Origin of the sequence: Kitasatospora sp. GP30 (assembly GCF_029892145.1) — a bacterium.
GTDB lineage: Bacteria > Actinomycetota > Actinomycetes > Streptomycetales > Streptomycetaceae > Kitasatospora > Kitasatospora acidiphila.
Map to the genome: position 1 here is coordinate 582,297 of NZ_JARZAH010000001.1, position 22,498 is coordinate 604,794.

The following is a 22,498-nucleotide window of genomic DNA, read 5'->3' on the forward strand; positions in this document are numbered from 1 at the left end:
ACACCAATCGAGCACGATAGCTAATCATACTAATTGCTCCAACCGATCAATCACTCGTACGAGTGATTGCGGCTCGGTGCGGCGTGGCGCGACCCTGGAATCAAGCAGTCCATATCTCGCTTGGGGGAGGGTTTTGTCATGACAACCGAAGCCACTGTTGGCATTCCGGCGCCCAGTGCCGAACCGTCAAATGCGCAGCAGAGCCTCGCGACGACGGCGGCTCGCAACCTTGCCACCACCACCAAGTCCGAACCGCAGATGCAGGGCATCAGCTCCCGCTGGCTGCTCCGGATGCTGCCCTGGGTCGAGGTCGGCGCCGGCACCTACCGGGTGAACCGCCGGCTGAGCTATGCGGTCGGCCGGGGGCGGGTGAGCTTCGTCAAGACCGGCGCCCGGGTGAAGGTCTGGGCGCCGTCGCTGCGCGAGGTCCCGGTGCTGCGCGGCTTCGAGGACGATGCCCTGCTCGCCCAACTGGCCGACCGGTTCACCCAGCGCGACTTCCGGGCCGGTGAGGTGCTGGTCGAGGCCGGCCAGCCGATCAACGAGGTCTTCCTGATCGCGCACGGCAAGGTCAACCGGATCGGCAGCAGCAAGTACGGCGACAGCGATTCCGTGGTGGGCGTGCTGGCCGACGGCGACCACATCGGCGACGAGGCGCTGAGCGTGGCCGACGGCCTGTGGCCCTACAGCATCACGGCGGCCACCGCCGGCACCGCGATGGCGCTCTCCTGGCCCGCCTTCCAGGAGCTCGCCGACCGCTCCGAGGCGCTGCGGGCCCACATCGCGCAGTTCCTCTCCGACGCCCAGCAGCCGCAGAGCAAGCACGGCGAGGCCGCGATCGAGCTGGCCGCCGGCCACGAGGGCGAGCACGAGCTGCCCGGCACCTTCGTGGACTACGAGCTGGAGCCCCGCGAGTACGAGTTGAGCGTGGCGCAGACGGTGCTGCGGGTGCACAGCCGGGTCGCCGACCTCTACAACGACCCGATGAACCAGGTCGAGCAGCAGTTGAAGCTCACCGTCGAGGCGCTGCGCGAGCGCCAGGAGCACGAGCTGATCAACAACCCGGAGTTCGGTCTGCTGCAGAACGCCGATTACGACCAGCGGATCCAGACCCACTCCGGTGCTCCCACCCCCGACGACATGGACGAGCTGCTCAGCCGCCGCCGCGGCACCCGGTTCTTCCTGGCGCACCCGAAGGCCATCGCCGCGTTCGGCCGGGAGTGCAGCGCCCGCGGCCTCTACCCGGACACCGTCGAGGTCGAGGGCCAGCGGGTGCCGGCCTGGCGCGGGGTGCCGATCCTGCGGTGCAACAAGATCCCGCTCGTGGACGGACACACCACCTCGATCCTGGCAATGCGCGTCGGCGAGGACAAGCAGGGCGTCATCGGCTTGCGCCAGACCGGAATCCCGGACGAGGTCGAGCCCGGCCTGAATGTCCGATTCATGGGAATCAATGAAAAGGCCATCATTTCCTACCTGGTGAGCGCCTACTATTCGGCGGCCATTCTGGTGCCCGATGCCATCGGCGTTCTGGAGAACGTCGAAGTCGCCCGTCCGCGCGACTGACTCCCGCATCGCGGTGCCGCCCCGGGGAGTTCCGCGGGGCGGCACCGCGACGGGGCTCGACCAAACCAATGACCGATTTTCTGGGGGGCCGGAACCCATGGGCATCGATACGCTCAACCGGGGTGAGAACCATCGAGAGGAGCACGCGGTCGGCCTGGGCAGCGCGGCGCCGCGTGACGACGACCAGGCCGCCGAACTGCTCGCCCGAGCCCGCGGCGCGGTCGACCCGGCGCTGAAGGCCGCGGTCGACACCATGCCGGAGTCCATGGCCCGGATCGCCGCCTACCACTTCGGCTGGCGCGAGGCCGATGGCTCGCCCGCCAGCGCCGACCCGGGCAAGGCCATCCGCCCGGCGCTGGTGCTGGCCGCCGCTCAGGCCTGCGCCGCCGCCGGCACCGCCGGGCCGCAGGCCGCCGCCGTCCCGGCCGCCGCAGCCGTCGAGCTGGTGCACAACTTCACGCTGCTCCACGACGATGTGATCGATCGCGACGAGACGCGCCGTCACCGACTCACCGCCTGGCGGGTGTTCGGCGCCACCGAAGCGATCCTGGCCGGCGACGCGCTGCACTCGCTGGCGCTGCGCACCCTGGCCGAGGACGGCCACCCGGCCGCCGGCCCCGCGATGCGCCGGCTGGCCGACTGCGTGGTCGAGCTCTGCGGCGGCCAGCAGGCGGACTGCGCCTTCGAGCAGCGCAGCGCGGTCTCGCTGGCGGAGTGCCTGGCCATGGCCGAGGCCAAGACCGGCGCCCTGCTCGGCAGCGCCTGTGCGATCGGCGCGCTCTACGGCGGGGCCGACGAGAAGGCCGCCGATGCGATGGACGCCTTCGGTCGGCAGATCGGCCTGGCCTTCCAGCTGATCGACGACCTGATCGGCATCTGGGGGGATCCGGCCGTCACCGGGAAGCCGGCCGGTGCCGATCTGCTGGTCCGCAAGAAGTCGCTGCCGGTGGTGGCCGCGCTCGGCTCCGGTACGCCCGCCGGGGCCGAACTCGCCGAGATCTACGCGCTGGACCGGCCGCTCACCCCGGCGGAGGTGCGCCGCGCCGCCGACGCGGTGGACAGGGCCGGCGGCCGTGCCTGGGCGCAGGGCGCCTCCTGCGAGCGGATGGCTGCCGCCATCGAGCACCTGGCTCTGGCGGTGCCCGAGCCGGCCGCCACCGACGACCTGCTGGCCCTCGCCGAGCTGGTCACCCGCCGCAACCGCTGACCGTTCCGCTACCGGCATCCGTCCAACACCGCTGACCGTCCTGCTACTGGCATCCGCTGCAACTGCTGACCGTCCTATCGCCGGGCATCCGCCCGCACCGCTGACCGTCCCACCACCGGGCATCCGCTGCGGGCGCTGACCCTCGCAGTTCCGGGCATCCCCCGTGCCCGTCCCCCGAGTTCACCGTCACCTGCCGCAGCCGGCCCTGGGTACCGCGCTGCCCTGACGCAGAAGGCTCACCCCATGAGTTCTGCCGACATCGGCATCACCGTCATCGTGCTGGCCCTGTTGGCCGTCGCCCTCAAGCTGCTGCAACGCTGGGTCCCGCACCACGTCCGGGAGACCCACAACGACGTGGCGGGATTCATCTTCGCCGCCGTCGGCGTGCTCTACGCGGTGCTGCTCGCCTTCGTGGTGGTCACCGTCTGGAACAACAACGACGCGGCCCGCCGGACCACCTTCCAGGAGGCCGACGCGCTGGCCGACATCTACTGGATCTCCCGTGAACTGCCCGCCCCGCTCGGCCCGCAGCTGGAGCAGCAGACCCTCGCCTACGCCCGGACCGTGGAGGACACCGAGTGGCCGATGATGGCCCATCACAAGAGTGACCCGGCGGCCACCGATCTGGTCTACCAGATCCGCGGCAGCGTCTTCTCGATCAAGCCCGACGGCGCCGCGCAGCAGGTCCTCTACGACCATGCGGTGAGCCACCTGGAGGACCTGGCCTCGCAGCGCCGCGAGCGGCTCAACCAGGTGGACGACGAAGTCCCGGCGCTGCTCTGGGTGGCGCTGATCGTGGGCGGGGTGCTCACGGTGGGCTTCACGTTCCTCTTCGGGCTCTCCAACACCCTGGCCCACACCCTGATGATCCTCTCGCTGGGCGCCCTGGTGGTGGTCTCGCTGCTGCTGATCAAGGAGATGAACTTCCCGTTCACCGGCGTCACGGCGGTGAAGCCGACCGCCTTCGACGTCTTCCTGCAACGGCTCCCACCGCCGCGCACCTGACCCAACCGACGGTGTGCCACCCGCAGTTCGGGTGGCACACCGTCGGTTGGGTCAGCCCTGGCGGGCGGCGAGGATCCGCTGCTCCTTCTCCGGGTCGATCCCGATCGGCTCGCTGCCCTGGGTGTAGGGGGTCTGGCGTGGTCCGCGCTCCTGGAGCCAGGCCCAGGTGGCTGCGACCGTCTCCTCGATCGGGCGGCAGCGCAGCCCGGCGGCCACCGCCTTGCCGCTGTCGGCCTGCCAGATGCCGGCGGCGTCGCCGTGTTCCGCTGCCCAGAGCGGGAGTTCGGACCACTCCTCGATGTCGGCAGCGGTCAGCTCCCGGTCCGGAACCCAGACCAACTCGGCGCCGGAGCCGGTCACTTCGACGCAGGCTGCCAGCATCTGCCCGTAGCTGCTGGAGCCGGGCAGCGCGGTGGTGATGAAGCTGCCGTGCTCGCCGCGCTCGGCCAGTCCCAGGCCGAAGTCCGCGAAGTCCGCCGCGTCGATCAGCTGGATCGGCAGGTCGGGCCGACCGGGCGCGAGCACCCGGCCGCCGCGGGCGATCCGCTCCAGCCACCAGGGCAGCCGGCCGACGTTCTCATGCGGCCCGACCAGCAGCCCGCAGTTGAGCAGCAGCGAGCGCTCGGCTCCGAACTCGGCCAGCACGGCCCGCTCGCAGCCCGCCTTCAAGCCGGTGCCGAACGGCAGGTCGGGCGGAGAGTCGGCCGAGCACTCGTGCAGCGGCGAGTCTTCGTCCACCGCCCGGGCCGGCCAGTCGGCGAAGGCGTGCACCGAGGAGACGAAGAGGTAGCGGTCCGCATGGTCCTTCAGCAGCGCGGCCGAGCGGCGCACGGTGTGCGGCTGCTGGCCGCTGGTGTCGATCACCAAGTCCCACCGCGGCTGCCCGGTGACCAGCGCCGCCAAGTCCGCCGCCACCGCCCGGTCGCCCCGGACGGCCTCCACCCCGGACAGATCCGGCCCGGACCGGCCGCGGTTGAAGGTGGTGACCTGGTGGCCGCGGGCCAGGGCTTCGACGGCGAAGGCGCGGCCGAGGAAGACCGAGCCGCCGAGAATCAGGATTCGCATGGACGAGAGCATGCCGGTCAATCGCTCACCGGAGGACGGGCGTTCGCGGGCGGCTCAGTGTGTTCGCCCGCGGCGAAGCGGCGCCGGGGGCCGCCCGAGATCGGATTGTCATCGGCTTCTCATCTGTTGGGTGCAACGTGAGGGCCGAACCGGGCAGTCCATAACAACGCGACGGGACAGTGCCGGGACTGTTCAGCGTGCGGGTGACGAGGGCGAGGGTGTGGACGTGGTGGAGTCGGGAGCGGACGCGCTGGTCGGACCGGCAGGCGTCGGCGCGACGGTCGGCTGGGGGGACGGCGTGATCGACGAGCCGGCGGCCGACGGGCTGGGCGACGTGGGAGACGGACTGGTCGGCGGTCCGGATGTCGGGCTGGCGCTCGGGCTGGCGCTGCTGCTCGGCGCGGTGCTGGCGCTGCTGCCCGCGCTCGCGCCGTCCGAGGGGATCGCGCTGGCGCTGCCGCTCGGGTTCGCGCTCGGGCTGGGCGTGAAGCCGCTCGGCGAGGAGGCCACCGGGGTCGGCACTCCGCGCAGGCCCGGCCCGCCCGTCAGCGTGACCACGACCTGGGAGGGCGGCAGCGAGATCTGCGCCGCCCAGTCGTCGACCGGTGCGTGCTGATCGTCCACCGTGACGATGACGGTGATGCGCTGGCCGGGCTCCAGGGTGCCGGAGTCCCGGCTCAGCCGGAGCCAGTCGCAGCTGACCACGGCGTGCCAGTCGAGCGCGGAGGTCCCGGTGTTGGTCAGGGTGAGCACGGTGCGTTTGCCGTAGCCCGCCGCCTCCACCCGCAGCGCGCTGGCGGCGGGGAGCGGGACGGGGTTCAGCAGCGGGCTGGAGAGCGGCACGGCGCCGGGAGCGGGCACCGGGACGGCGGCTCCCAGCAGCGGCGGCAGCAACGTTTCTGCACCGTTGGTGGTCGTCCCCACCAGGGCGGCCGGCACGCCGCGGATGGCGGTGCCCGGGGCAGGCATCGCCGGCGGTACGAGCGGCGCGGTGGTGTCGTCCTGCGGGCCCGGCGCCGGGGCCGCAGTGTCCACCCGGACCGAGGAGACCGCCGCGGCCCCCGTCGCCGCCGTGTCGTCCTGGTGCGCCATCCAGAGCGCGGTCAGCGGCGCCGCCAGCACCGCGGCCAACACGCCCGTGGTGAGCGCGCGTTGACGCATCAGCACCAGCCGCGCGGGCAGCTCGCAGCCGTGCCGCCGCAGCCTGCCGGGCGCGCGGTGGCGGGGGAAGCCGGCCGGGTCGAAGTGCACCTGGGGCAGCGGCGTGGCGGGGTCGAAGGCCTGGTGGAGATCGTCCGGCGCCGGGAGCAGCCGCGGCTCGGCGGCCGGCGCCTCGGCCCGGTCGGCGATCCCGCGGCAGGTCGGGCAGCCGGCCAGATGGCCCACCAGCTCACGCCGCAGGGCCGGCCCCAAGATCGGCGGGCGGCGCGGCCCGCCACCGGTGCCGCCGAGCCGGGCCAGCTCCGGGCAGCCGCCGCAAGCGAGCACCAGCAGCGCCCGGTGGGTGGCGGCCAGCTCGGCGCGGGCCGCGGTGAGCAACCGGGCCGCCTCGGCGGCGGGCAGGTCGAGGACGGCGGCGAGCTCGGCCTCGTCCAGCCCGTGACGCAGGGACAGCTCCAGGGCCTCGCGCTGCTCGGCCGGCAGCCCGGCCGCCTCCGGCCAGGCGAGCCCGGCCAGCTCGTCGGCCGCCGCGCCGCCCGCCTCGGACAGGCGCCGGACGCAGGCGTAGCGGGCGGCGGAGTAGAGCCAGGCGCGGTGCAGGGCGGGGTCGATGCGGCCCGCGCCGCCGCCGCGGGCCAGCTCGCGCACCTCCAGGACGGCGGCCACGGCTGCCGGGCGCTCGCAGAGCACCGACAGGCAGTAGGTGTAGAGGCCGTCCAGTCGGCGGCCGTAGCTGGTGAGCATCGTCTCGGAGGTCACGGATCGAACAGTAGGGAGTGGGCCCGCCAGGCCCTGGAGCATCGCCGCCCTTGTACTCCTTTCGGGTAGTAGCAGCGCGATGCCCGTGACGTCTCGGCCAGTCGGGCAGTGGGAGCGCGATCCCCGTGGCGCCGCGTTGTCGGCGCCACCCGCTACCGTGGCGCCGCGTTGTCGGTGCCACCCGCTACCGTGGCGCGCATGGCAGCCCGTACCTCGAAGACCACCGCCAAACCCCGTCCGGCCTACCGCTGCACGGAGTGCGGCAACCAACTGCCCAAGTGGGTCGGCCGGTGCCCGGAGTGCAACGCCTGGGGGACGGTGGAGGAGTACGGCGCGGTGCCGATCCGGACCACCGCCGCAGGTCCCGTCAGCTCCCCGGCCCGCCCGATCGGCCAGGTCGACGGCCAGGTGGCGACCGCCCGCTCCACCGGGGTGCCGGAGCTGGACCGGGTGCTGGGCGGTGGCCTGGTGCCGGGCGCGGTGGTGCTGCTGGCCGGCGAGCCCGGCGTCGGCAAGTCCACCCTGCTGCTGGACGTGGCCGCCAAGGCCGCCACCTCCCAGCACCGCACGCTCTATGTCACCGGTGAGGAGTCGGCCGGCCAGGTGCGGCTGCGGGCGGACCGGATCAACGCCCTCTCCGACCACCTCTACCTGGCCGCCGAACAGGATCTGGGTGCCGTGCTCGGCCACATCGACCAGGTGAGCCCGGGCCTGCTGATCCTGGACTCGGTGCAGACCATCGCCTCCGCCGAGCTGGACGGCGCGCCCGGCGGCCCGGCCCAGGTGCGCGAGGTGGCCGGGGCGCTGATCCGGGCGTCCAAGGAGCGCGGCATGGCCACCCTGCTGGTCGGCCACGTCACCAAGGACGGCCAGATCGCCGGCCCCCGCCTGCTGGAGCACCTGGTCGACGTGGTGCTCAGCTTCGAGGGCGACCGGCACGCCCGGCTGCGGATCATCCGCGGCGTCAAGAACCGGTACGGCGCCACCGACGAGGTCGGCTGCTTCGAGCTGCACGACGAGGGCATCGAGGGGCTGGCCGACCCGTCCGGCCTCTTCCTGACCCGCCGCGACAAGCCGGTGGCCGGCACCTGCCTGACCGTCACCCTGGAGGGCAAGCGCCCGCTGGTGGCCGAGGTGCAGGCACTGATGGTGGATTCGCAGATCCCCTCGCCGCGCCGCACCACCTCGGGCCTGGAGTCGCCGCGGATCGCGATGATCCTGGCCGTGGTCGAGCGGCACGGCGGCGTCAAGCTCGGCAAGCAGGACATCTACACCGCCACCGTCGGCGGGGTGAAGCTCACCGAGCCGTCGGCGGACTTGGCGGTGGCGCTCGCGGTGGCCAGTTCCTCCACCGACACCCCGCTGCCCAGCAACCTGGTGGCGATCGGCGAGGTCGGCCTGGCCGGCGAGGTGCGGCGGGTGACCGGGGTGCAGCGCCGGCTGGCCGAGGCGCACCGGTTGGGCTTCACCCACGCCCTGGTGCCGCCGGACCCGGGCAAGGTGCCGCCGGGCATGAAGGTGGTCGAGGTGGCCGATATCGGTGAGGCGCTGCGGGCCATTCCGGGCCGCCGCCGGTCCGCCGGGCGGTCCCGCGCCGAGCAGCGGCCGGCCCCCGAGCAGCCCCGTCCGGTGCCGCCACCGGCTGCCCACCCCGATGAGCTGATGGACGGCTGGGACCCGGTCGATTCGGACGAACTGGTCTGACCGAAGCACCGTCAGCGCCGCTGCACCGTAGACTTTGTCCTGTCCAGTACCAGATCGGACAGAAGCGAACGTGGGACCGGGGCTGAGATTCGGTCCGGATCGGGGCCGGAGGAGTCACCGTGGCAGCGAGCGACCGGGTGGAGAAGTCCCCCCGCGAGGAGGCCTTGCTGCGCTCCTCCCTGCAGGCCATCGCCCCGGGCACCCCGCTGCGGGACGGCCTGGAGCGGGTGCTGCGGGCCAACACCGGCGGGCTGGTCGTGCTGGGCCTCGACAAGACCGTCGAGTCGCTCTGCACCGGCGGCTTCGTGCTGGACGTGGAGTTCACCGCGACCAGGCTGCGCGAACTGTGCAAGCTGGACGGCGCGGTGGTGCTGGACAAGGACATCACCAAGATCGTCCGGGCCGGTGTCCACCTGATGCCGGACGCGGACATCCCGACCGACGAGACCGGCACCCGGCACCGCACCGCCGAACGGGTGAACAAGCAGACCGGTTTCCCGGTGGTCGCGGTGTCGCACTCGATGCGGCTGATCGCGATGTACGTCAACGGCGCCCGCCGGGTGCTGGAGGACTCCACCACCGTGCTCTCCCGCGCCAACCAGGCGCTGGCCACCCTGGAGCGCTACAAGCTGCGCCTGGACGAGGTGGCCGGCACCCTCTCCGCCCTGGAGATCGAGGACCTGGTCACCGTCCGGGACGTCACCGCGGTGGCGCAGCGGCTGGAGATGGTGCGGCTGATCGCCGCCGAGATCGCCGGCTACGTCCTGGAGCTCGGCACCGACGGCCGGCTGCTCTCGCTCCAGCTGGACGAGCTGATCGCCGGCGTCGAGCCGGAGCGCGAGCTGGTGGCCCGGGACTACTTCCCGGAGCGGGCCGCCAAGCGCGGCCGCACCGTCGCCGAGGTGCTGGCCGACCTGGAGACGCTCACCCATGCCGAGCTGCTCGATCTGCAGACGGTGGCCAAGACGATCGGCTACTCCGGCTCCCCGGAGTCGCTGGACTCGGCGGTCTCGCCGCGCGGCTACCGGCTGCTGGCCAAGATCCCGCGGCTGCCGAACACCGTGATCGAGCGTCTGGTGGAGCACTTCGGCGGGCTGCAGAAGCTGCTCGCCGCCAGCATCGACGATCTGCAGGCGGTCGAGGGGGTCGGCGAGACCCGGGCCCGCTCGGTGCGCGAGGGGCTCTCCCGGCTCGCCGAGTCCTCGATCCTGGAGCGCTACGTCTGAGCGTTTCAGCCCTGGAACGCCACGTCTGAACGTTTCAGCAGCCGTCCGACACGGCATCGCCCGTCCGACACGGCATCGTCCGTCCGACACGGCATCGCCCTCCGACGCGGCGTCAGGCCCGGAACCTCCCAATGAGGTCCCGGGCCTGACGCCTGCTCAGCTGCCGGTCACCAGCTGGATGGAGGTGCGGGCCACCACCGGCCCGCCGGCCGGGCCGGTGACGTCCGCCTGCACCAGGTAGGTGTCGGCCGGGGCCGGCGAGGTGTCGCCGGGCGTGGCGCACTGCGGCTTGCTGCGGCTGCGGTCCCAGCTGAAGGTCTCGGTCAGCCCGGCTGTCGGGGCCTGCACCCAGCGGCCCTGCTTGTCGGTGACGCAGTCGGCGGAGGACCAGATCCGGTCCTGCTTGGTCGAGACGGTGATCGAGGAGGCCGCCTGGCTCAGGTCGACCCGGCACTGCGGGCCGGAGACGGCGCGGATCCTCAGCACGAAGGTCGGCTTCTCCTGCAGCGAGTAGGTGCTGTGCGGGGTGGCGGCCAGCTCCAGGGTCAGCTGGGAGGCGGTGCAGACCGGCAGCGCCATCACCTCGGTGGTGTTGATCGGCGGGGCGCCGCTGCCGCCCGTCGAGGAGCCGCCGGTGCCGCTGCCGCCGGCGCCGGCGGTCGCCGACGGACTGGAGCCGCTGCCGCCGCTGCCGGCCCCGCCACTGCCGCCGGCAGCGCCGGTGGCACCGCTCGACGCGCCGCCGGTGGACCCGCCGCCGCTGCCGCCCGGGACGCTGGAGATCGCCGGGCCGGTCGGGGTGGCGCCCGGGGTGATCGAACCGGGCGCGCTGGGGGAGGCGGAGAGCGGGGCGGGCTGGGCGGCCTTCTGCTTGCCGCCGTCCTGACCGAGCGTCAGCCAGGCGAGCAGGGCGACCGCCACCAGGAGGGCGGCGAGCACAACTAGCCGCCGTCGCCAGTAGATCGAGGCGGGCAGTGGTCCGACGGGCTGTCGCAGTGAAGGCACGAGCAAAATCTATAAGAGGCGGAGTACCCGCTTGTGCACCAACACCGGTATCGGAAGCCGATCTTTCACATCATCCGGTATTTCGTCCCTCCGAGGGAGTGTCGCTGCTGGACTGTGCGAGGATCGAGAACGCCATGCAGACCATCTCCGCACCCCGCGCCGACGCCCGGACGCCGGTGGAAACGCCCGCGCCGCTGCTGCATTCGATCGTGCTCGACTGGTACCGGGAGAACGCCCGGGACCTGCCCTGGCGCACTCCCGAGGCCTCGCCGTGGGCGGTGATGGTCAGCGAGTTCATGCTCCAGCAGACCCCGGTGAAGCGGGTGCTGCCCGCCTACGCCGCCTGGCTGGAGCGCTGGCCCACCCCGGCCCGGCTTGCCGCCGACGCCCCCGGCGAGGCGGTCCGGATGTGGGGCCGGTTGGGCTATCCGCGGCGGGCGCTGCGACTGCACGCCGCGGCCACCGCGATCGTCGAGCGGCACGGCGGCCGGGTGCCGGACGACCACGCCGAGCTGCTGGCGCTGCCCGGGGTCGGCGAGTACACGGCGGCCGCCGTCGCCTCGTTCGCCTTCAAGCAGCGGCACGCGGTGCTGGACACCAATGTGCGCCGGGTCTTCGCCCGTGCCGTCACCGGAGTCGAGTACCCGGCCAACGCCACCACCGCCGCCGAGCGCCGGGTCGCCGCCGAACTGCTGCCGGACGCCTCCGAGGTCGCCGCCGAGTGGGCGGTGGCCGTGATGGAGCTGGGCGCGCTGGTCTGCACCGCCCGCTCGCCCGAGTGCGGCGGCTGCCCGCTGCGCGCCCAGTGTGCCTGGCAGCGGGCCGGCTGCCCGCCGCACCAGGGGCCGGCCCGGCGCGGCCAGAGCTACGAGGGCACCGACCGCCAGGTGCGCGGCAAGCTGCTCGCCGTGCTGCGGGCGCAGCACGGGCCGGTGGCGCGCGGGCAGCTGGACGTGGTCTGGCCGGACGACATCCAGCGGGACCGGGCGCTGGACGGCCTGGTGGCCGACGGCCTGGTCGAACCGCTCGCCGACGGGTACTTCCAGCTGCCGCAGTGACTCCGCGGACATGACGAGGCCCCCCGCTCGATCCCTGGAGCGGGGGGCCTCAGCACAAGGGGGCTCCGTGAGCCACGAGGGGGCTCAGTGAGCCGCTGCCTCCACGCTCGGCTTGCCGGCCCCGCGCAGCGGGGCGCCGCGCAGGAACAGCGAGGCCGCGATGGCGAGCACGCTGATCGCGGCGGCCCACAGGAAGACCGAGTGGATGCCGTTGGTGACGCCGTGGTGGATGACGTTCTGGACCTCGGGCTTCATCCCACGCAGCCGGGCCGGGGTCAGGTCCGCGGTGGAGCCGCCGCTGCTCGGCAGGTGGGCCTTGGCCAGGGTGTCCTTCATCCGGTTGGTGTAGATCGCGCCGAACAGCGCCACACCGAAGGAACCGCCGATGGTGCGGAACAGGGTGGCGGTGGAGCTGGCCACGCCCATGTCCTTGAGCTCCACGCTGTTCTGCGCGACCAGCATGGTGATCTGCATCAGGAAGCCCATGCCGGCGCCCAGCACCGCCATGTAGATGCCGGAGGTGAGGCGGGTGGTGTCGGTGCCCATGCCGGAGAGCAGGAACGAGCCGACGCCCATCACCACGGTGCCGATGATCGGGAAGATCCGGTACTTGCCGGTCTTGGTGACGACCTGGCCGACCACCAGCGAGACCACCAGCATGCCGAACATCATCGGCATCAGCAGCAGGCCGGAGTTGGTGGCCGAGGCGTTCTGCACGATCTGCTGGTACTGCGGCAGGAAGGTGACGCCGCCGAACATCTGGAAACCGACGATGAAGCCGATGATCGAGACCACCGTGAAGTCGCGGTTGCGGAACAGGCCGAGCGGCAGCATCGGCTCCGAGACCCGCTGCTCCACGTAGCAGAAGCCGATCAGCGAGGCCACGGCCAGCACCGCCAGGCCGATGATGTGCTTGGAGCCCCAGGCGTACTGGGTGCCGCCCCAGGTGGTGATCAGGACCAGCGAGGTGATGCCGACGGTGAGCAGCAGGGCGCCGAGGTAGTCGATCTTCGCGTTGGAGCGGGACTTCGGCAGGTGCAGGGTGATGGTCACCATGGCCAGCGCGATCGCACCCAGCGGGATGTTGATGTAGAAGATCCAGTGCCAGCTGAAGTGGTCGGTGATGAAGCCGCCGAGCAGCGGGCCGCCGATGGTGGCCAGCGCCATCACGGCCGCGAACAGGCCCTGGTACTTGCCGCGCTCGCGGGGCGAGACCAGCGCACCCATGATCGACATCACGCCGACCATCAGACCGCCGGCGCCCAGGCCCTGGAGGGCCCGGAAGGCGATCATCTCGTTCATGTTCTGGGACAGGCCGGCCAGCGCCGAGCCCGCCAGGAAGATGGTGATCGAGGTGAGGAAGGTGCCCTTGCGGCCGTAGAGGTCGCCGAGCTTGCCCCAGATCGGCGTCGCCGCGGCGGTCGCCAGGGTGTACGAAGTGACCACCCAGGACAGGTGGTTGGCGCCGCCGAGGTCGCCGACGATGGTCGGCATCGCGGTGCCGACGATGAGGTTGTCGAGCATTGCGAGCAGCATCGTGATGACCAGGCCGATCATCACCAGACGTATCTCGCGCGGCGATCGTTGCGGGCGCTCGTCCCCCCCAACGCCTGCGGGCGGGGTCTCCGCCGTCGCGTCGACCTGCTGTTGTGCCATGGTGTGCGTCTCCCGGATGCGCCTCTGCGGGCCCGCGCCTCGCGACCCCTCGTCGACCTTACTTGCCGACCGGCTAGTTTAGTAATCGTTGGCACGGTAAGGTCTGGGTAAGCCGGGAGTCAAGCCGAATACGGCCACCCCCAGAGTCCGCAGCGAGCTAGGCAGGCAGTCAGCCATGAGTACGACCCACGGTCCCCGCAGTGACACCCGTGCGCGGATCATCGCGGTGGCGCTGGAGTTGTTCTCCGAGCACGGGTACGAGAAGACCTCGCTGCGGGAGATCGCCGACCGACTGGGCGTCACCAAGGCCGCGCTGTACTACCACTTCAAGACCAAGGACGACATCGTCCACGGCATCGTCGAGACCATGGCCGCGCCGATCGACGAGGCGATCGCCTGGGGCGAGGAGCAGGACTGGTCGCCCGAGGTGCGCGACGAGCTGGTCCGCCGGTTCGCCGCCGGGATGGCCGAGCGGGCGCCGCTGCTGCGCTTCTTCCACGAGAACCAGCCGGCGCTGCGCGAGTCCCAGGCCGGGCTGGAGTTCCGCGATCGGATGATCCGGATGATCCGTCTGGTGCACGGCCCCGGCGCCTCGTTCGAGGACAAGCTGCGGGCGACCATGGCGCTCTTCTCGGTGAACTCGGCGTTCTTCCTGCTCAAGCACGACCGGCCGGACCTCGCCGCCGACTGCGCCATGGACGACGAGATCACGGTGGCCGAGGTGATGCGGGCGGCGACCACGGTCGGCCTGGAGATCGCCGCCCCGATCAAGCCCGTCGCCCACCAGGGCTGAGCGGGCTCAGAAGTTGCCCGCCCCGTGCCCCGAGAGGTACGCGATGGGGTCGATCACCGCGCCGTAGCGGTTGGCGGTGCGGATCTCGAAGTGCAGGTGCGGTCCGGTGGAGTTGCCGGTGCTGCCCGAGGCGCCGATCCGCTGACCGCCCGTCACCTGGTCGCCGGCCCGCACACCGAGCTCGGACAGGTGGGCGTACTGGGCGAACCTGCCGTCGGACAGCCGCAGCACCACCTCGTTGCCGTAGGCGCCGTCCCAGCCGGCCGAGACCACGGTGGCGTCGCCGACCGCGAGCAGCGGGGTGCCGCTGTCCACCGCGAAGTCCACACCCGTGTGGTAGCCCGCGGCGTACTCGCGGTCGGGCACGCCGAACGGGTTGGTCACCGGAGCACCCGGCGCGGGCGCTGACCAGACCGGGCCGGGCGGTGGTGCGGGGGCAGCCGGGGGCGTGGGCTGCGCGGCGGACGCGGGGGCGGGCGCGCCCGGTGCGTCGGCGGCGCCCGTTGCGGCCAGGTTGGCCGCCACCGCGACCGCCGCCCGGGAGGCGGCTGCCCCACCCGGCATCCGGTACGGGCTCGGCGCGGCCACCTGGACCACCGGCTCCGGCTCCGGCGCCGCAGCGAGTCGGGCGGCGGTGAAGGCGGAGGCGCCCGGGGTGGTCGGCCGGACCGTCTGCGCCACCGCGCTGCCGGGCACCGCGGCCAGCGCCATGCCGAGCAGCAGCGCGCCGGCCGCCGTCGTGGAGAAGGCGGTGTGCCGGTGCGGGCCGCGGAAGACCGCATACGGGTCCCGCCGCAGCTCGGTCACCCAGGGGGGCGGCACCGGTCGCGGGATGCCGGGCCGCGACGGCTGGGGCAGCTGGGGTCGCTGGGGTAGCCGCGACAGCTGGGGCAGCTGGGGCAGCCGCGATAGCCGCGACAGCTGGGGCAGCCGGGGCAGCCGGGGCAGCCACGATAGCTGGGGCAGCTGGGGTTGCTGGGGTAGCCGCGACAGCTGGGGCAGCCGCGACAGCCGCGATAGCCACGACAGCTGGGGCAACCACGACAGCCGCGACAGCTGGGACAGCTGCGGCAACCACGACAGCCGCGACAGCCGCGGTGACCTGGGCGGGCGCGGTCGGGCGTGCCGGCCGGATCCGCTGAGCAGCCGGGCGAACCCGGTGCGGCCGGGGTTGGGAGTGGGCATGCCGTGCTCGACCTCGCAGCGGTTCGGGCCAGCGGCTGGCGGCAGCGCACTGGGTGGGGGACCACACAGGTGTAACCGGCGGTGCGGAGGGAGCGAAATTCGCCCGGCTACTACGGCGCGTAGTGGCAGCCGCCTGCCGATTTCAGGCGATCGGCGGATCGCCCCCGCCGTCCGACCGCTCTCCCGGGCCCGGCGCGGTACTACCCCCGCTCGTACCGGCCGCGGCGGCTGTGATCAGTGCCACCCGCGGTGACGCCGGGCGGCCGGTCCACGCACGACCGTTCCCGCCGCCGCCGCCCGGGCGGACCATCGATGGATGACCGCAGAAAGCAAAGCCTCGCCGCAACGCAAAGCCTCGCCGCAACGCACCGCCGTGCCGGAAAGCAACGCCGCGCCGGACAGCACCGCTTCGCTGGTACGCGACGCCTCGCCCTACGCCGGCCCCGACGACCGCCGCTTCACCCTCTGGCGGGCCGCCGACCGGATCCTCTCCGGCCCGCGCCCGGTCACCCTGCACGAACGCCTGGCCGAACTCGGCGCCGACGCCCGGGCCTGCGTCGGCCCGGCCGAACGTCCTGACTTCTACGGCGACGGCGTCGTCGCCGACCTGGAGCAGCAGGTCGCCGAGCTGCTCGGCAAGCCCGCCGCGGCCTTCTTCCCGACCGGCACCATGGCCCAGCAGGTGGCGCTGCGCTGCTGGGCCCGGCAGTGCGGCACCAGCGTGGTGGCCAGTCACCCGCTGGCCCACATCGAGACCCACGAACGCCGCGCCTACCGCCGGCTCACCGGCCTGGACACCGTCTTCCCGACCACCGCGCCCCGGCTGCCCACCGCCGCCGAACTGCGCGCCGTGGACGAGCCCTACGGCGTGCTCCTGGCGGAACTGCCGCTGCGGGCGGCCGGCTTCGTGCTGCCCGACTGGGCCGAGCTGGTCGAACTGACCGCCGCCGCCCGGGCCGCCGACGCCGTGGTGCACCTGGACGGCGCCCGGCTCTGGGAGGCCGCCGCCCACTACGGGCGGCCCCCGCACCAGCTGGCCGACCTGGGCGACTCGGTCTACGTCTCGTTCTACAAGGCGCTCGGCGGGATCAGCGGTGCCGCGCTCGCCGGACCGGCCGAGCTGATCGCCGAGGCCAGGGTCTGGCGCCACCGCTACGGCGGCCAGCTCTACCAGCAGTGGCCCGCCGCCCTCTCGGCCCGCGCCGCGCTCGGCCGCGAGCTGCCCCGGCTGCCCGGCTACCTGGCCCAGGCCGGGGTGCTGGCCGACGGGCTGCGGCGGGCGATCCGCCCGGTGCCCGGCGCCCGGATCCACCCCGACCCGCCGCACACCCACCAGTTCCAGCTCTGGCTGCCGCACCCGCCGGAGCTGCTCACCGAGGCGGGACTGCGGCACTGCGCCCGCAGCGGCGACGGGCTCTTCGGCTCCTGGTGGGCCGGCCCGCTGCCGGGCCTGTCGATGACCGAACTGACCGCCCTGACGCCCGCCCTGGCCTGGACCGCCGACCAGGTGGCCGAGTCGGTCGCCGGCTTCCTGGACGAGGTCGACCGGCTGGCCGCCGCCGGGTAGCGCGAGCGGGGCCCGCTTGACGGGTCGAAGGTACATCGTCAACCCTGGTGATCCGTCGCCGGACCGTGGGTATCAAGCCAATTGACGCCGGGTCAGCAGGGGGAACGAGTGAGCGAGCAGCACCCGCAGATCGAACTCGCCGAGGCGGTCGAGGCCGTCCGCCGCGAGGTGGCCGTGGCCGCCGAACGGGCCGCCGGCGAGCGGTTCCAGTTCGAGGTCGGCACCGTGGAGCTGGAGTTCTCCGTCGAGTTGCGCCGGGAGGCGCGGGTCGACGGCAAGGTCCGCGCCTGGGTGGTGTCGGCCGGCGCGGAGGCCGGTACCGAGCACACCCGGGCGCACCGGGTGACCGTCACCCTCAATCCCGTAGACACCACCACTGGCGGGAACGTGCTGGTCGGCAATGACGACCTGGGCAGCCGTGAGGGCTTCCATTGAGCCTGGTGGCTCAGCGGATCGCGGCCGTGCGGGCCGCCGGACAGGGCAGCGGGGTGCTGCTCTCCGGCCGAGTGGTGCTGACCGCCGCCCATCTGCTGGCCCCCGCCTCGCTCGCGCCGGGCGTGATCGAGGCTGCCGTGCCGGGCGGACGCGGCTGGATGCGCTGCACCCCGCTGTGGCGCTCGGCCGAGGCCGACGTCGCCGTGCTGCTCGCCGCCGGCGACCTGGTCCGGCCCGAGATCGCCGCCGACTTCGACGAGCTGCGCTGGGGCCGGATCGACGACCTGGAGCCGGTGCCGCTCTGCCATGCGATCGGCTACCCGGCGGCCGGCCGGGAGGACGGCGGGGTGCTGCGCAGCCACCAACTGGTGGGCACCCTGGCCCCCGCCACCGGTCTGGGCGGCAACCGGCACGTGCTGGCCACCCAGCACCTGCCGCCCGGCCCGGTCGCGGGCGCCGACTCGCCGTGGTCCGGCATGTCGGGCGCCCCGGTGGTCTTCAACAACCTGCTGCTCGGCCTCGCCACCGCCGACGTGGCGCCGGGCGTCTGGCACCACTCGCAGCTCGGCCTGGTGCCGCTGGCCCCGCTGCTGGCCGACCCGGGCTTCGCCGCACTGCTGGCCCGCCGGCTGCCGGCCCCGATCCGGGTCCGGGGCATCGCCCAACGCGAGCGCCAGGACGCCGAGTTCGAGGAGGAGTACGCCCGCAGCATCCGCCGCGAGCACGGCCGCCTGAAGATCTTCGGGCTGCCGCAGTCGCTGCGTTGGGACCTCGGCACCGCCTACCTGAGCCTGCAGGCCCTGAAGGTGACGGAGCACCAGCCGCACGTCGAGCGCACCCCCGGCGCCGGCGAACTGCTGCTCGACCGCACCGGGCGGCGCGGCCGGGTGGAGAGTCTGCTCAAGGACCGCCGCCGGGTGCTGCTGCGCGGCCAGGCCGGCTCCGGCAAGACCACCCTGCTGCAGTGGCTGGCCGTCAACGCCGTCTCCGGCAGCCTGGTCGGCGAACTCGCCGAACTCAACTACCGGGTGCCGTTCCTGCTGCGGCTGCGCACCATGTTCCAGCTGCGCAACCTGCAGCCGCGCCCCGCCGAGTTCCTCGCCATGGACCGCAGCCCGGTCGCCGCCGACCAGCCCCCGGGCTGGGCCGACCGCCTGTTCGCCGCCGGGCGGGCCATCCTGCTGGTCGACGGACTGGACGAGATCCCGCAGGAGAACCGGGACGAGGCCGGCGAGTGGCTGGCCGACCTGCTGGAGCTCTACCCCAACTGCTTCACCCTGGTCACCGTGCGCCCCACCGGAGTTCCCGCCGACTGGCTGCACCGCCAGCGGTTCGAGGAGCTGATGCTCTGCCCGATGGACGAGTGGGACCGCAGCCGCTTCGTGGAGCGCTGGCACCAGGCCGCCCTCGCCGCCGAACGGGACGCCACCGACGACCCCACCCCCGCCGAACTCGCCGCCTTGGAAGGCCGGTTCCGCGAGATGGCGGACGCACTGCGGCGATCCCTGCGGCAGTCCCCGGAACTCGACCTGCTCACCGACAGCCCGCTGCTGTGCGCCATGATCTGCGCCCTGCACCGGGAGTGGGAGGGCGGGCTGCCCGAACGCAAGATGGAGGTCTACGAGTCGGCCCTCGACATGCTGCTGCTGCGCCGCGACAAGCAGCGCCGGATCGCCGCCCTGCCGGAGGGCCGCCAGCTCGGCCGCGAGGAGCAACTCGCCCTGCTGCAGCGGATGGCGGCCTGGCTGGTGCTCAACGGCCAGCACGAGGGCGACCACGAGGACGCGCTGCGGCAGATCGAGCAGGTGCTGCCCAGCCTGCCCGCGGCCCACGGCAGCCTCGGCGCCGAGCAGGTGCTGCGCCACCTGGTGGAACGCACCGGCCTGCTCACCGAAACCAGCGTCGCCACCTTCGAGTTCGTCCACCGCACCTTCCAGGACTACCTGGCGGCACGGGAGTTCATGGAGGACCGGGACTTCGGGCTGCTGGCCGGCCGGGCCGCCGACGAGCAGTGGGCCGACGTGGTCCGGATGGCCGTCGGCCACTGCTCGCACCGCGACCGCGCCGTGCTGCTGCGCCGCCTGCTGGCCGCCGCCAACGCCGGCCCGCAGGCCCGCACCGCCCGCTGGATCCGGCTGATCGCGGCCGGCTGCCTGCCCTATGCCTCGGTGCTGGACGAGGCCGTCCGGGCCGAGGTGCTGGCCCAACTGCGCCCGATGCTGCAGCTGTTCCCGCACGAGGAGGAGGCCGCCTACGAGCCGCGCGAATGGCAGGCGCTCTACGCGGTCGGCGAGGACCTGCTGCCGCTGCTCACCCCCGACACCGACCTGCCGCTCTGGCTGGTCGTCCGGCTGCTGGAGCGGATGGGCGGCCCGGAGGCGCTGGACCGGCTGGTCGCGATCAACACCAGGATCGCCGCCGAGCAGGGCGGACAGCCGGCACTGGCATCCCGGGAGGTTCTGGCCCGGGCCTACCAGCAGGCCGGCGACCTGGCGCAGGCGATTCCCGCGCTGGAACAACTGGTCGCGCTCTCAGAGCAGTTGATGGGTCAGGGGCACCCGGACACGTTCGACGCCCGGCTCCGCCTGGCCGACGCCTACCTGGAGTCCGGCGCGCTGGCCGGTGCGCTGCCCCGCTACGAGCAGCTGCTGGCCGACGCCGAGGCCCGGGCCGCCGCCGTCGACCTGCTGGAGATCCGCAGCCGGCTCGGCGCCGCCTACCTGGAGGCCGGCGCGCTCGGCCGGGCGCTACCGCTGTTCGAACGCCTGATCGCCGAGGCCGAGGAGCTCAGGGGCCGGGACAGCCCCGAGGCGCTGGCCGCCCGCGGCCGGCTCGGCGCCGCCCAGCGTGACGCCGGCCAACTGGCCAAGGCGATCACCAACTTCGAGTGGCTGCTGATGGACGCCGAGCGGGCCCTCGGCGAGGACCACCCGGACACCCTGGTGATAAGGACCGACGCCGCCGCCGCGCAGGCCGAGGCCGGCGACCTGACCCGGGCCATCTCGGCCCTGGAGCAGATCCAGGCGGACGCGGCCCGGGAGCTCGGCGAGCACTACCCGACCACGCTGACCGCCGCGCTGCGACTGGCCAACGCCTATGCCGAGGCGGGCGACCTGTTCAAGGCCGTGCCGATCCTGGAGGCGGTGGACCAGGCCCGCACCCGGGTGTTCGGCGAGGACCACCCGGCCACCTTCACCGCCCGCCGCCACCTCGCCGTCGCCTACCTCGGCCAGGGCGACCACGGATTGGCGCTGGGCCTGCTGGAGGCCACCCTGGCGCGCGCCCGCCAGGCGCTCGGCGAACGCCACCCGGAGCCGCTGTCGCTGCGGCACGAACTCGGCGTGGCGCAGCGGGTCGACGGCGAGCCGAGCCGGGCGGTCGACCTGCTCTCCCGGGTGCTGGGCGACCGCTGGGTGCTGCTCGGCGAGCGCCACCCCGACACCCTGCGCACCCGGCACCAACTGGCGCTGGCCTACTGGGCCGCCGAGGACTCCCGGCAGGCCACCGAACTGGCCGGGCGCACCCTGGCGTTGTGCGAGACCCATCTCAGCCCGGACCACCCCCTGACGGTGGCGGTGCGGGACAGCCTGGATCCGGCGAACCGGCAGGTCCAGCTGATCCGCCAGTTGCCGAGGAGCCGTCAGGTGCCGTTCGCCGAGTCGTAGTCGGAGCGGGCCGCGAGCACCTCGTCCATGTTGGCCTCGGCCCAGCTCTTGATCGCCCGCATCACCGGGAGCAGGCCCCGGCCGAGCGGGGTGAGCGCGTACTCCACCCGGACCGGCACCGCCAGGGTGACGGTCCGGGAGACCAGGCCGTCGCGCTCCAGGGCGCGCAGCGTCTGGGTGAGCATCTTCTGGCTGATCCCGGCGACCCGCCGGGACAGGTCGCCGTAGCGCTGCGGCTGCTCGGCGAGCGCGTTGATCAGCAGGCTGACCCACTTGTCGCTGATCCGGTCGAGAAGTTGGCGGGTCGGGCACTCGGCCACATAGGCGTCGTAGGCCAGTTTGGCGTCGGCGCGCTGCTGGGCGGCCGTTCTGGTGGCCATGCGGAGACTCCCCTCCGGGTGCGGTGCGCACCGTGAAGTGCGTTCTTCCCGGCAGAGCGTAACTCTCCCTAGGTTAGCGGCAACAGGGGCGACAGAGACGGGAGTTCGGTGATGCGTGCAGTGGTGGTACGGGAGTTCGGCGGGCCGGGGGCGCTGGCGGTGGTCCAGGTGCCGGTGCCGGTCCCCGGGGCGGGGCAGCTGCGGATCGAGGTGGCCGCGGCGGGGGTGAACCCGGTGGACGCGGTGACCAGGTCGGGGGTGCTGGCCGAGTTGGGGCTGCTGCCACGGCCGGCGGGGTCAACGGTCGGGATCGGCTGGGACGTTGCGGGAACGGTCGCCGAACTTGGCCCGGGCACGCGGGGATTCGCCGTCGGGGACCGGGTGATCGGGCTGCGCGACCGCCTGGACGTGCCGCTCGGCGCCTATGCGGAGCACCTCGTCCTGGACGCCTCGGCGGTGGCCCCGCTGCCCGACGCGCTGCCGGCGGTGGCGGCGGCCACCCTGCCGCTGAACGCGCTGACGGCCGACCAGGCCCTGGACCTGCTGGACCTGCCCGCGGGGGCGAGCCTGCTGGTCACCGGCGCGGCGGGCGGGGTGGGCGGCTTCGCGGTGGAACTGGCGGCCCGGCAGCGCGGTTTGCGGGTGGTCGCGGTGGCGGGTGCGGCGGACCACGACGCGCTGCGGGCGATGGGCGCGCGGTGGCTGGTGGACCGTGAGGTTCCCGATCTGGCAGCGGCGGTACGGGAGTTGGTGCCGGGCGGGGTGGACGGCGCGCTGGACGCCGCGCTGCTGGGGTTCCGGGCGATGGGCGCGGTGCGCAACCGGGGCGCTTTCGTCTCGGTGGCGGGGGACGTGCCGGTGGGGCTGCGCGGGATCCGGGTGCGGACGGTCTGGATCGCGGCGGACGGGCCGGCGCTGGGGCGGCTGGCGGAGCTGGCCGCACGCGGGGAGCTGACCCTGCGGGTGGCGGACACCCTGCCGCTGGCGCAGGCGGAGCAGGCGCACCGGCGGCTCGCGCGGGGCGGGCTGCGGGGGCGGTTGGTGCTGGTGCCCTGAACCCG

17 protein-coding genes are annotated in these 22,498 nt (G+C 73.3%); 11 read left to right on the top strand and 6 right to left on the bottom strand.

Translation table 11 applies throughout. From position 1 onward, the window contains the following. The first annotated feature begins 138 nt into the window (after positions 1-138). The 3 genes from P3T35_RS02705 (at position 139) to P3T35_RS02715 (ending at position 3,778) form a co-directional block, all read left to right on the top strand. Positions 139-1,566 (top strand): family 2B encapsulin nanocompartment shell protein, encoded by a 1,428-nt coding sequence (locus tag P3T35_RS02705; RefSeq protein ID WP_101381210.1) that lies wholly within the window; start codon positions 139-141, stop codon positions 1,564-1,566. Between the two features lie 97 nt (positions 1,567-1,663). After that, positions 1,664-2,773 (top strand): family 2 encapsulin nanocompartment cargo protein polyprenyl transferase, encoded by a 1,110-nt coding sequence (locus P3T35_RS02710; protein WP_101381211.1) that lies wholly within the window; start codon positions 1,664-1,666, stop codon positions 2,771-2,773. 243 nt (positions 2,774-3,016) lie between these two features. Beyond that, positions 3,017-3,778, top strand: a complete 762-nt coding sequence (locus tag P3T35_RS02715; protein WP_101381212.1) for a DUF4239 domain-containing protein — start codon at positions 3,017-3,019, stop codon at positions 3,776-3,778. Between the two features lie 51 nt (positions 3,779-3,829). On the opposite strand, the gene P3T35_RS02720 is transcribed toward P3T35_RS02715, so the two are convergent. Continuing rightward, entirely contained in the window at positions 3,830-4,843 is a 1,014-nt protein-coding gene (locus tag P3T35_RS02720) for an NAD-dependent epimerase/dehydratase family protein (RefSeq protein WP_101385115.1), read from the bottom strand. Between the two features lie 192 nt (positions 4,844-5,035). Next, positions 5,036-6,763 (bottom strand): hypothetical protein, encoded by a 1,728-nt coding sequence (locus P3T35_RS02725; protein WP_101381213.1) that lies wholly within the window; start codon positions 6,761-6,763, stop codon positions 5,036-5,038. A 198-nt stretch (positions 6,764-6,961) separates the two neighbouring features. Between P3T35_RS02725 and radA the strand changes: the two genes are divergently transcribed. Together radA and disA are read left to right on the top strand one after the other, a co-directional pair. Further along, the gene (radA, locus tag P3T35_RS02730; protein ID WP_101381214.1) at positions 6,962-8,467 is read left to right on the top strand and encodes a DNA repair protein RadA; all 1,506 of its coding nucleotides are present in this window, start codon (positions 6,962-6,964) and stop codon (positions 8,465-8,467) included. A gap of 167 nt (positions 8,468-8,634) precedes the next feature. Continuing rightward, positions 8,635-9,693: a DNA integrity scanning diadenylate cyclase DisA gene (disA, locus tag P3T35_RS02735; RefSeq protein ID WP_180356879.1), complete on the top strand. Its 1,059-nt coding sequence runs from the start codon at positions 8,635-8,637 to the stop codon at positions 9,691-9,693. A 156-nt stretch (positions 9,694-9,849) separates the two neighbouring features. Here the strand turns inward: disA and P3T35_RS02740 are convergent, their stop codons facing one another. Further along, positions 9,850-10,632 carry a hypothetical protein gene (locus tag P3T35_RS02740; protein WP_101381216.1) on the bottom strand — a complete coding sequence of 261 codons (783 nt, stop codon included), beginning with the start codon at positions 10,630-10,632 and terminating at the stop codon, positions 9,850-9,852. Positions 10,633-10,832: 200 nt separating this feature from the next. Here P3T35_RS02740 and P3T35_RS02745 point away from each other — a divergent pair, with 200 nt between their 5' ends. After that, positions 10,833-11,756 carry an A/G-specific adenine glycosylase gene (locus P3T35_RS02745; protein ID WP_101381217.1) on the top strand — a complete coding sequence of 308 codons (924 nt, stop codon included), beginning with the start codon at positions 10,833-10,835 and terminating at the stop codon, positions 11,754-11,756. Between the two features lie 84 nt (positions 11,757-11,840). On the opposite strand, the gene P3T35_RS02750 is transcribed toward P3T35_RS02745, so the two are convergent. Beyond that, complete coding sequence (locus P3T35_RS02750; RefSeq protein WP_280704106.1) at positions 11,841-13,313, bottom strand: MDR family MFS transporter; 1,473 nt, start codon at positions 13,311-13,313, stop codon at positions 11,841-11,843. A gap of 274 nt (positions 13,314-13,587) precedes the next feature. Between P3T35_RS02750 and P3T35_RS02755 the strand changes: the two genes are divergently transcribed. Continuing rightward, the gene (locus P3T35_RS02755; protein ID WP_101381219.1) at positions 13,588-14,205 is read left to right on the top strand and encodes a TetR/AcrR family transcriptional regulator; all 618 of its coding nucleotides are present in this window, start codon (positions 13,588-13,590) and stop codon (positions 14,203-14,205) included. A gap of 6 nt (positions 14,206-14,211) precedes the next feature. Here the strand turns inward: P3T35_RS02755 and P3T35_RS02760 are convergent, their stop codons facing one another. Next, entirely contained in the window at positions 14,212-15,027 is an 816-nt protein-coding gene (locus tag P3T35_RS02760; RefSeq protein ID WP_280704026.1) for a M23 family metallopeptidase, read from the bottom strand. A gap of 679 nt (positions 15,028-15,706) precedes the next feature. Here P3T35_RS02760 and P3T35_RS02765 point away from each other — a divergent pair. From P3T35_RS02765 to P3T35_RS02775, 3 genes are all read left to right on the top strand, one after another. Next, entirely contained in the window at positions 15,707-16,957 is a 1,251-nt protein-coding gene (locus tag P3T35_RS02765; protein WP_101381220.1) for a beta-eliminating lyase-related protein, read from the top strand. 108 nt (positions 16,958-17,065) lie between these two features. Further along, positions 17,066-17,392 carry a trypco2 family protein gene (locus P3T35_RS02770; RefSeq protein ID WP_101381221.1) on the top strand — a complete coding sequence of 109 codons (327 nt, stop codon included), beginning with the start codon at positions 17,066-17,068 and terminating at the stop codon, positions 17,390-17,392. Between the two features lie 5 nt (positions 17,393-17,397). Further along, complete coding sequence (locus P3T35_RS02775; RefSeq protein ID WP_180356523.1) at positions 17,398-21,057, top strand: tetratricopeptide repeat protein; 3,660 nt, start codon at positions 17,398-17,400, stop codon at positions 21,055-21,057. Here P3T35_RS02775 and P3T35_RS02780 read toward each other — a convergent pair. Continuing rightward, positions 21,033-21,437, bottom strand: coding sequence for a helix-turn-helix domain-containing protein (locus tag P3T35_RS02780; protein WP_101381223.1), 405 nt, complete (start codon positions 21,435-21,437; stop codon positions 21,033-21,035). The two genes, P3T35_RS02775 and P3T35_RS02780, sit on opposite strands and share 25 nt — an antisense overlap. Positions 21,438-21,548: 111 nt before the next feature. Here P3T35_RS02780 and P3T35_RS02785 point away from each other — a divergent pair, with 111 nt between their 5' ends. Further along, positions 21,549-22,493 (top strand): NADP-dependent oxidoreductase, encoded by a 945-nt coding sequence (locus tag P3T35_RS02785; protein ID WP_101381224.1) that lies wholly within the window; start codon positions 21,549-21,551, stop codon positions 22,491-22,493. The last annotated feature ends 5 nt before the right edge of the window (positions 22,494-22,498 follow it).

Excerpts from the sequence above, each read along its gene's own strand:
- P3T35_RS02765 (WP_101381220.1), top strand. The coding sequence starts at position 15,707 with ATGACCGCAGAAAGCAAAGCCTCGCCGCAACGCAAAGCCTCGCCGCAA.
- P3T35_RS02705 (WP_101381210.1), top strand. The coding sequence starts at position 139 with ATGACAACCGAAGCCACTGTTGGCATTCCGGCGCCCAGTGCCGAACCG.
- P3T35_RS02720 (WP_101385115.1), bottom strand. The coding sequence starts at position 4,843 with ATGCGAATCCTGATTCTCGGCGGCTCGGTCTTCCTCGGCCGCGCCTTC.
- P3T35_RS02715 (WP_101381212.1), top strand. The coding sequence starts at position 3,017 with ATGAGTTCTGCCGACATCGGCATCACCGTCATCGTGCTGGCCCTGTTG.
- P3T35_RS02780 (WP_101381223.1), bottom strand. The coding sequence starts at position 21,437 with ATGGCCACCAGAACGGCCGCCCAGCAGCGCGCCGACGCCAAACTGGCC.
- P3T35_RS02710 (WP_101381211.1), top strand. The coding sequence starts at position 1,664 with ATGGGCATCGATACGCTCAACCGGGGTGAGAACCATCGAGAGGAGCAC.
- radA (WP_101381214.1), top strand. The coding sequence starts at position 6,962 with ATGGCAGCCCGTACCTCGAAGACCACCGCCAAACCCCGTCCGGCCTAC.
- P3T35_RS02750 (WP_280704106.1), bottom strand. The coding sequence starts at position 13,313 with ATGATCGGCCTGGTCATCACGATGCTGCTCGCAATGCTCGACAACCTC.
- P3T35_RS02745 (WP_101381217.1), top strand. The coding sequence starts at position 10,833 with ATGCAGACCATCTCCGCACCCCGCGCCGACGCCCGGACGCCGGTGGAA.
- P3T35_RS02755 (WP_101381219.1), top strand. The coding sequence starts at position 13,588 with ATGAGTACGACCCACGGTCCCCGCAGTGACACCCGTGCGCGGATCATC.
- P3T35_RS02785 (WP_101381224.1), top strand. The coding sequence starts at position 21,549 with ATGCGTGCAGTGGTGGTACGGGAGTTCGGCGGGCCGGGGGCGCTGGCG.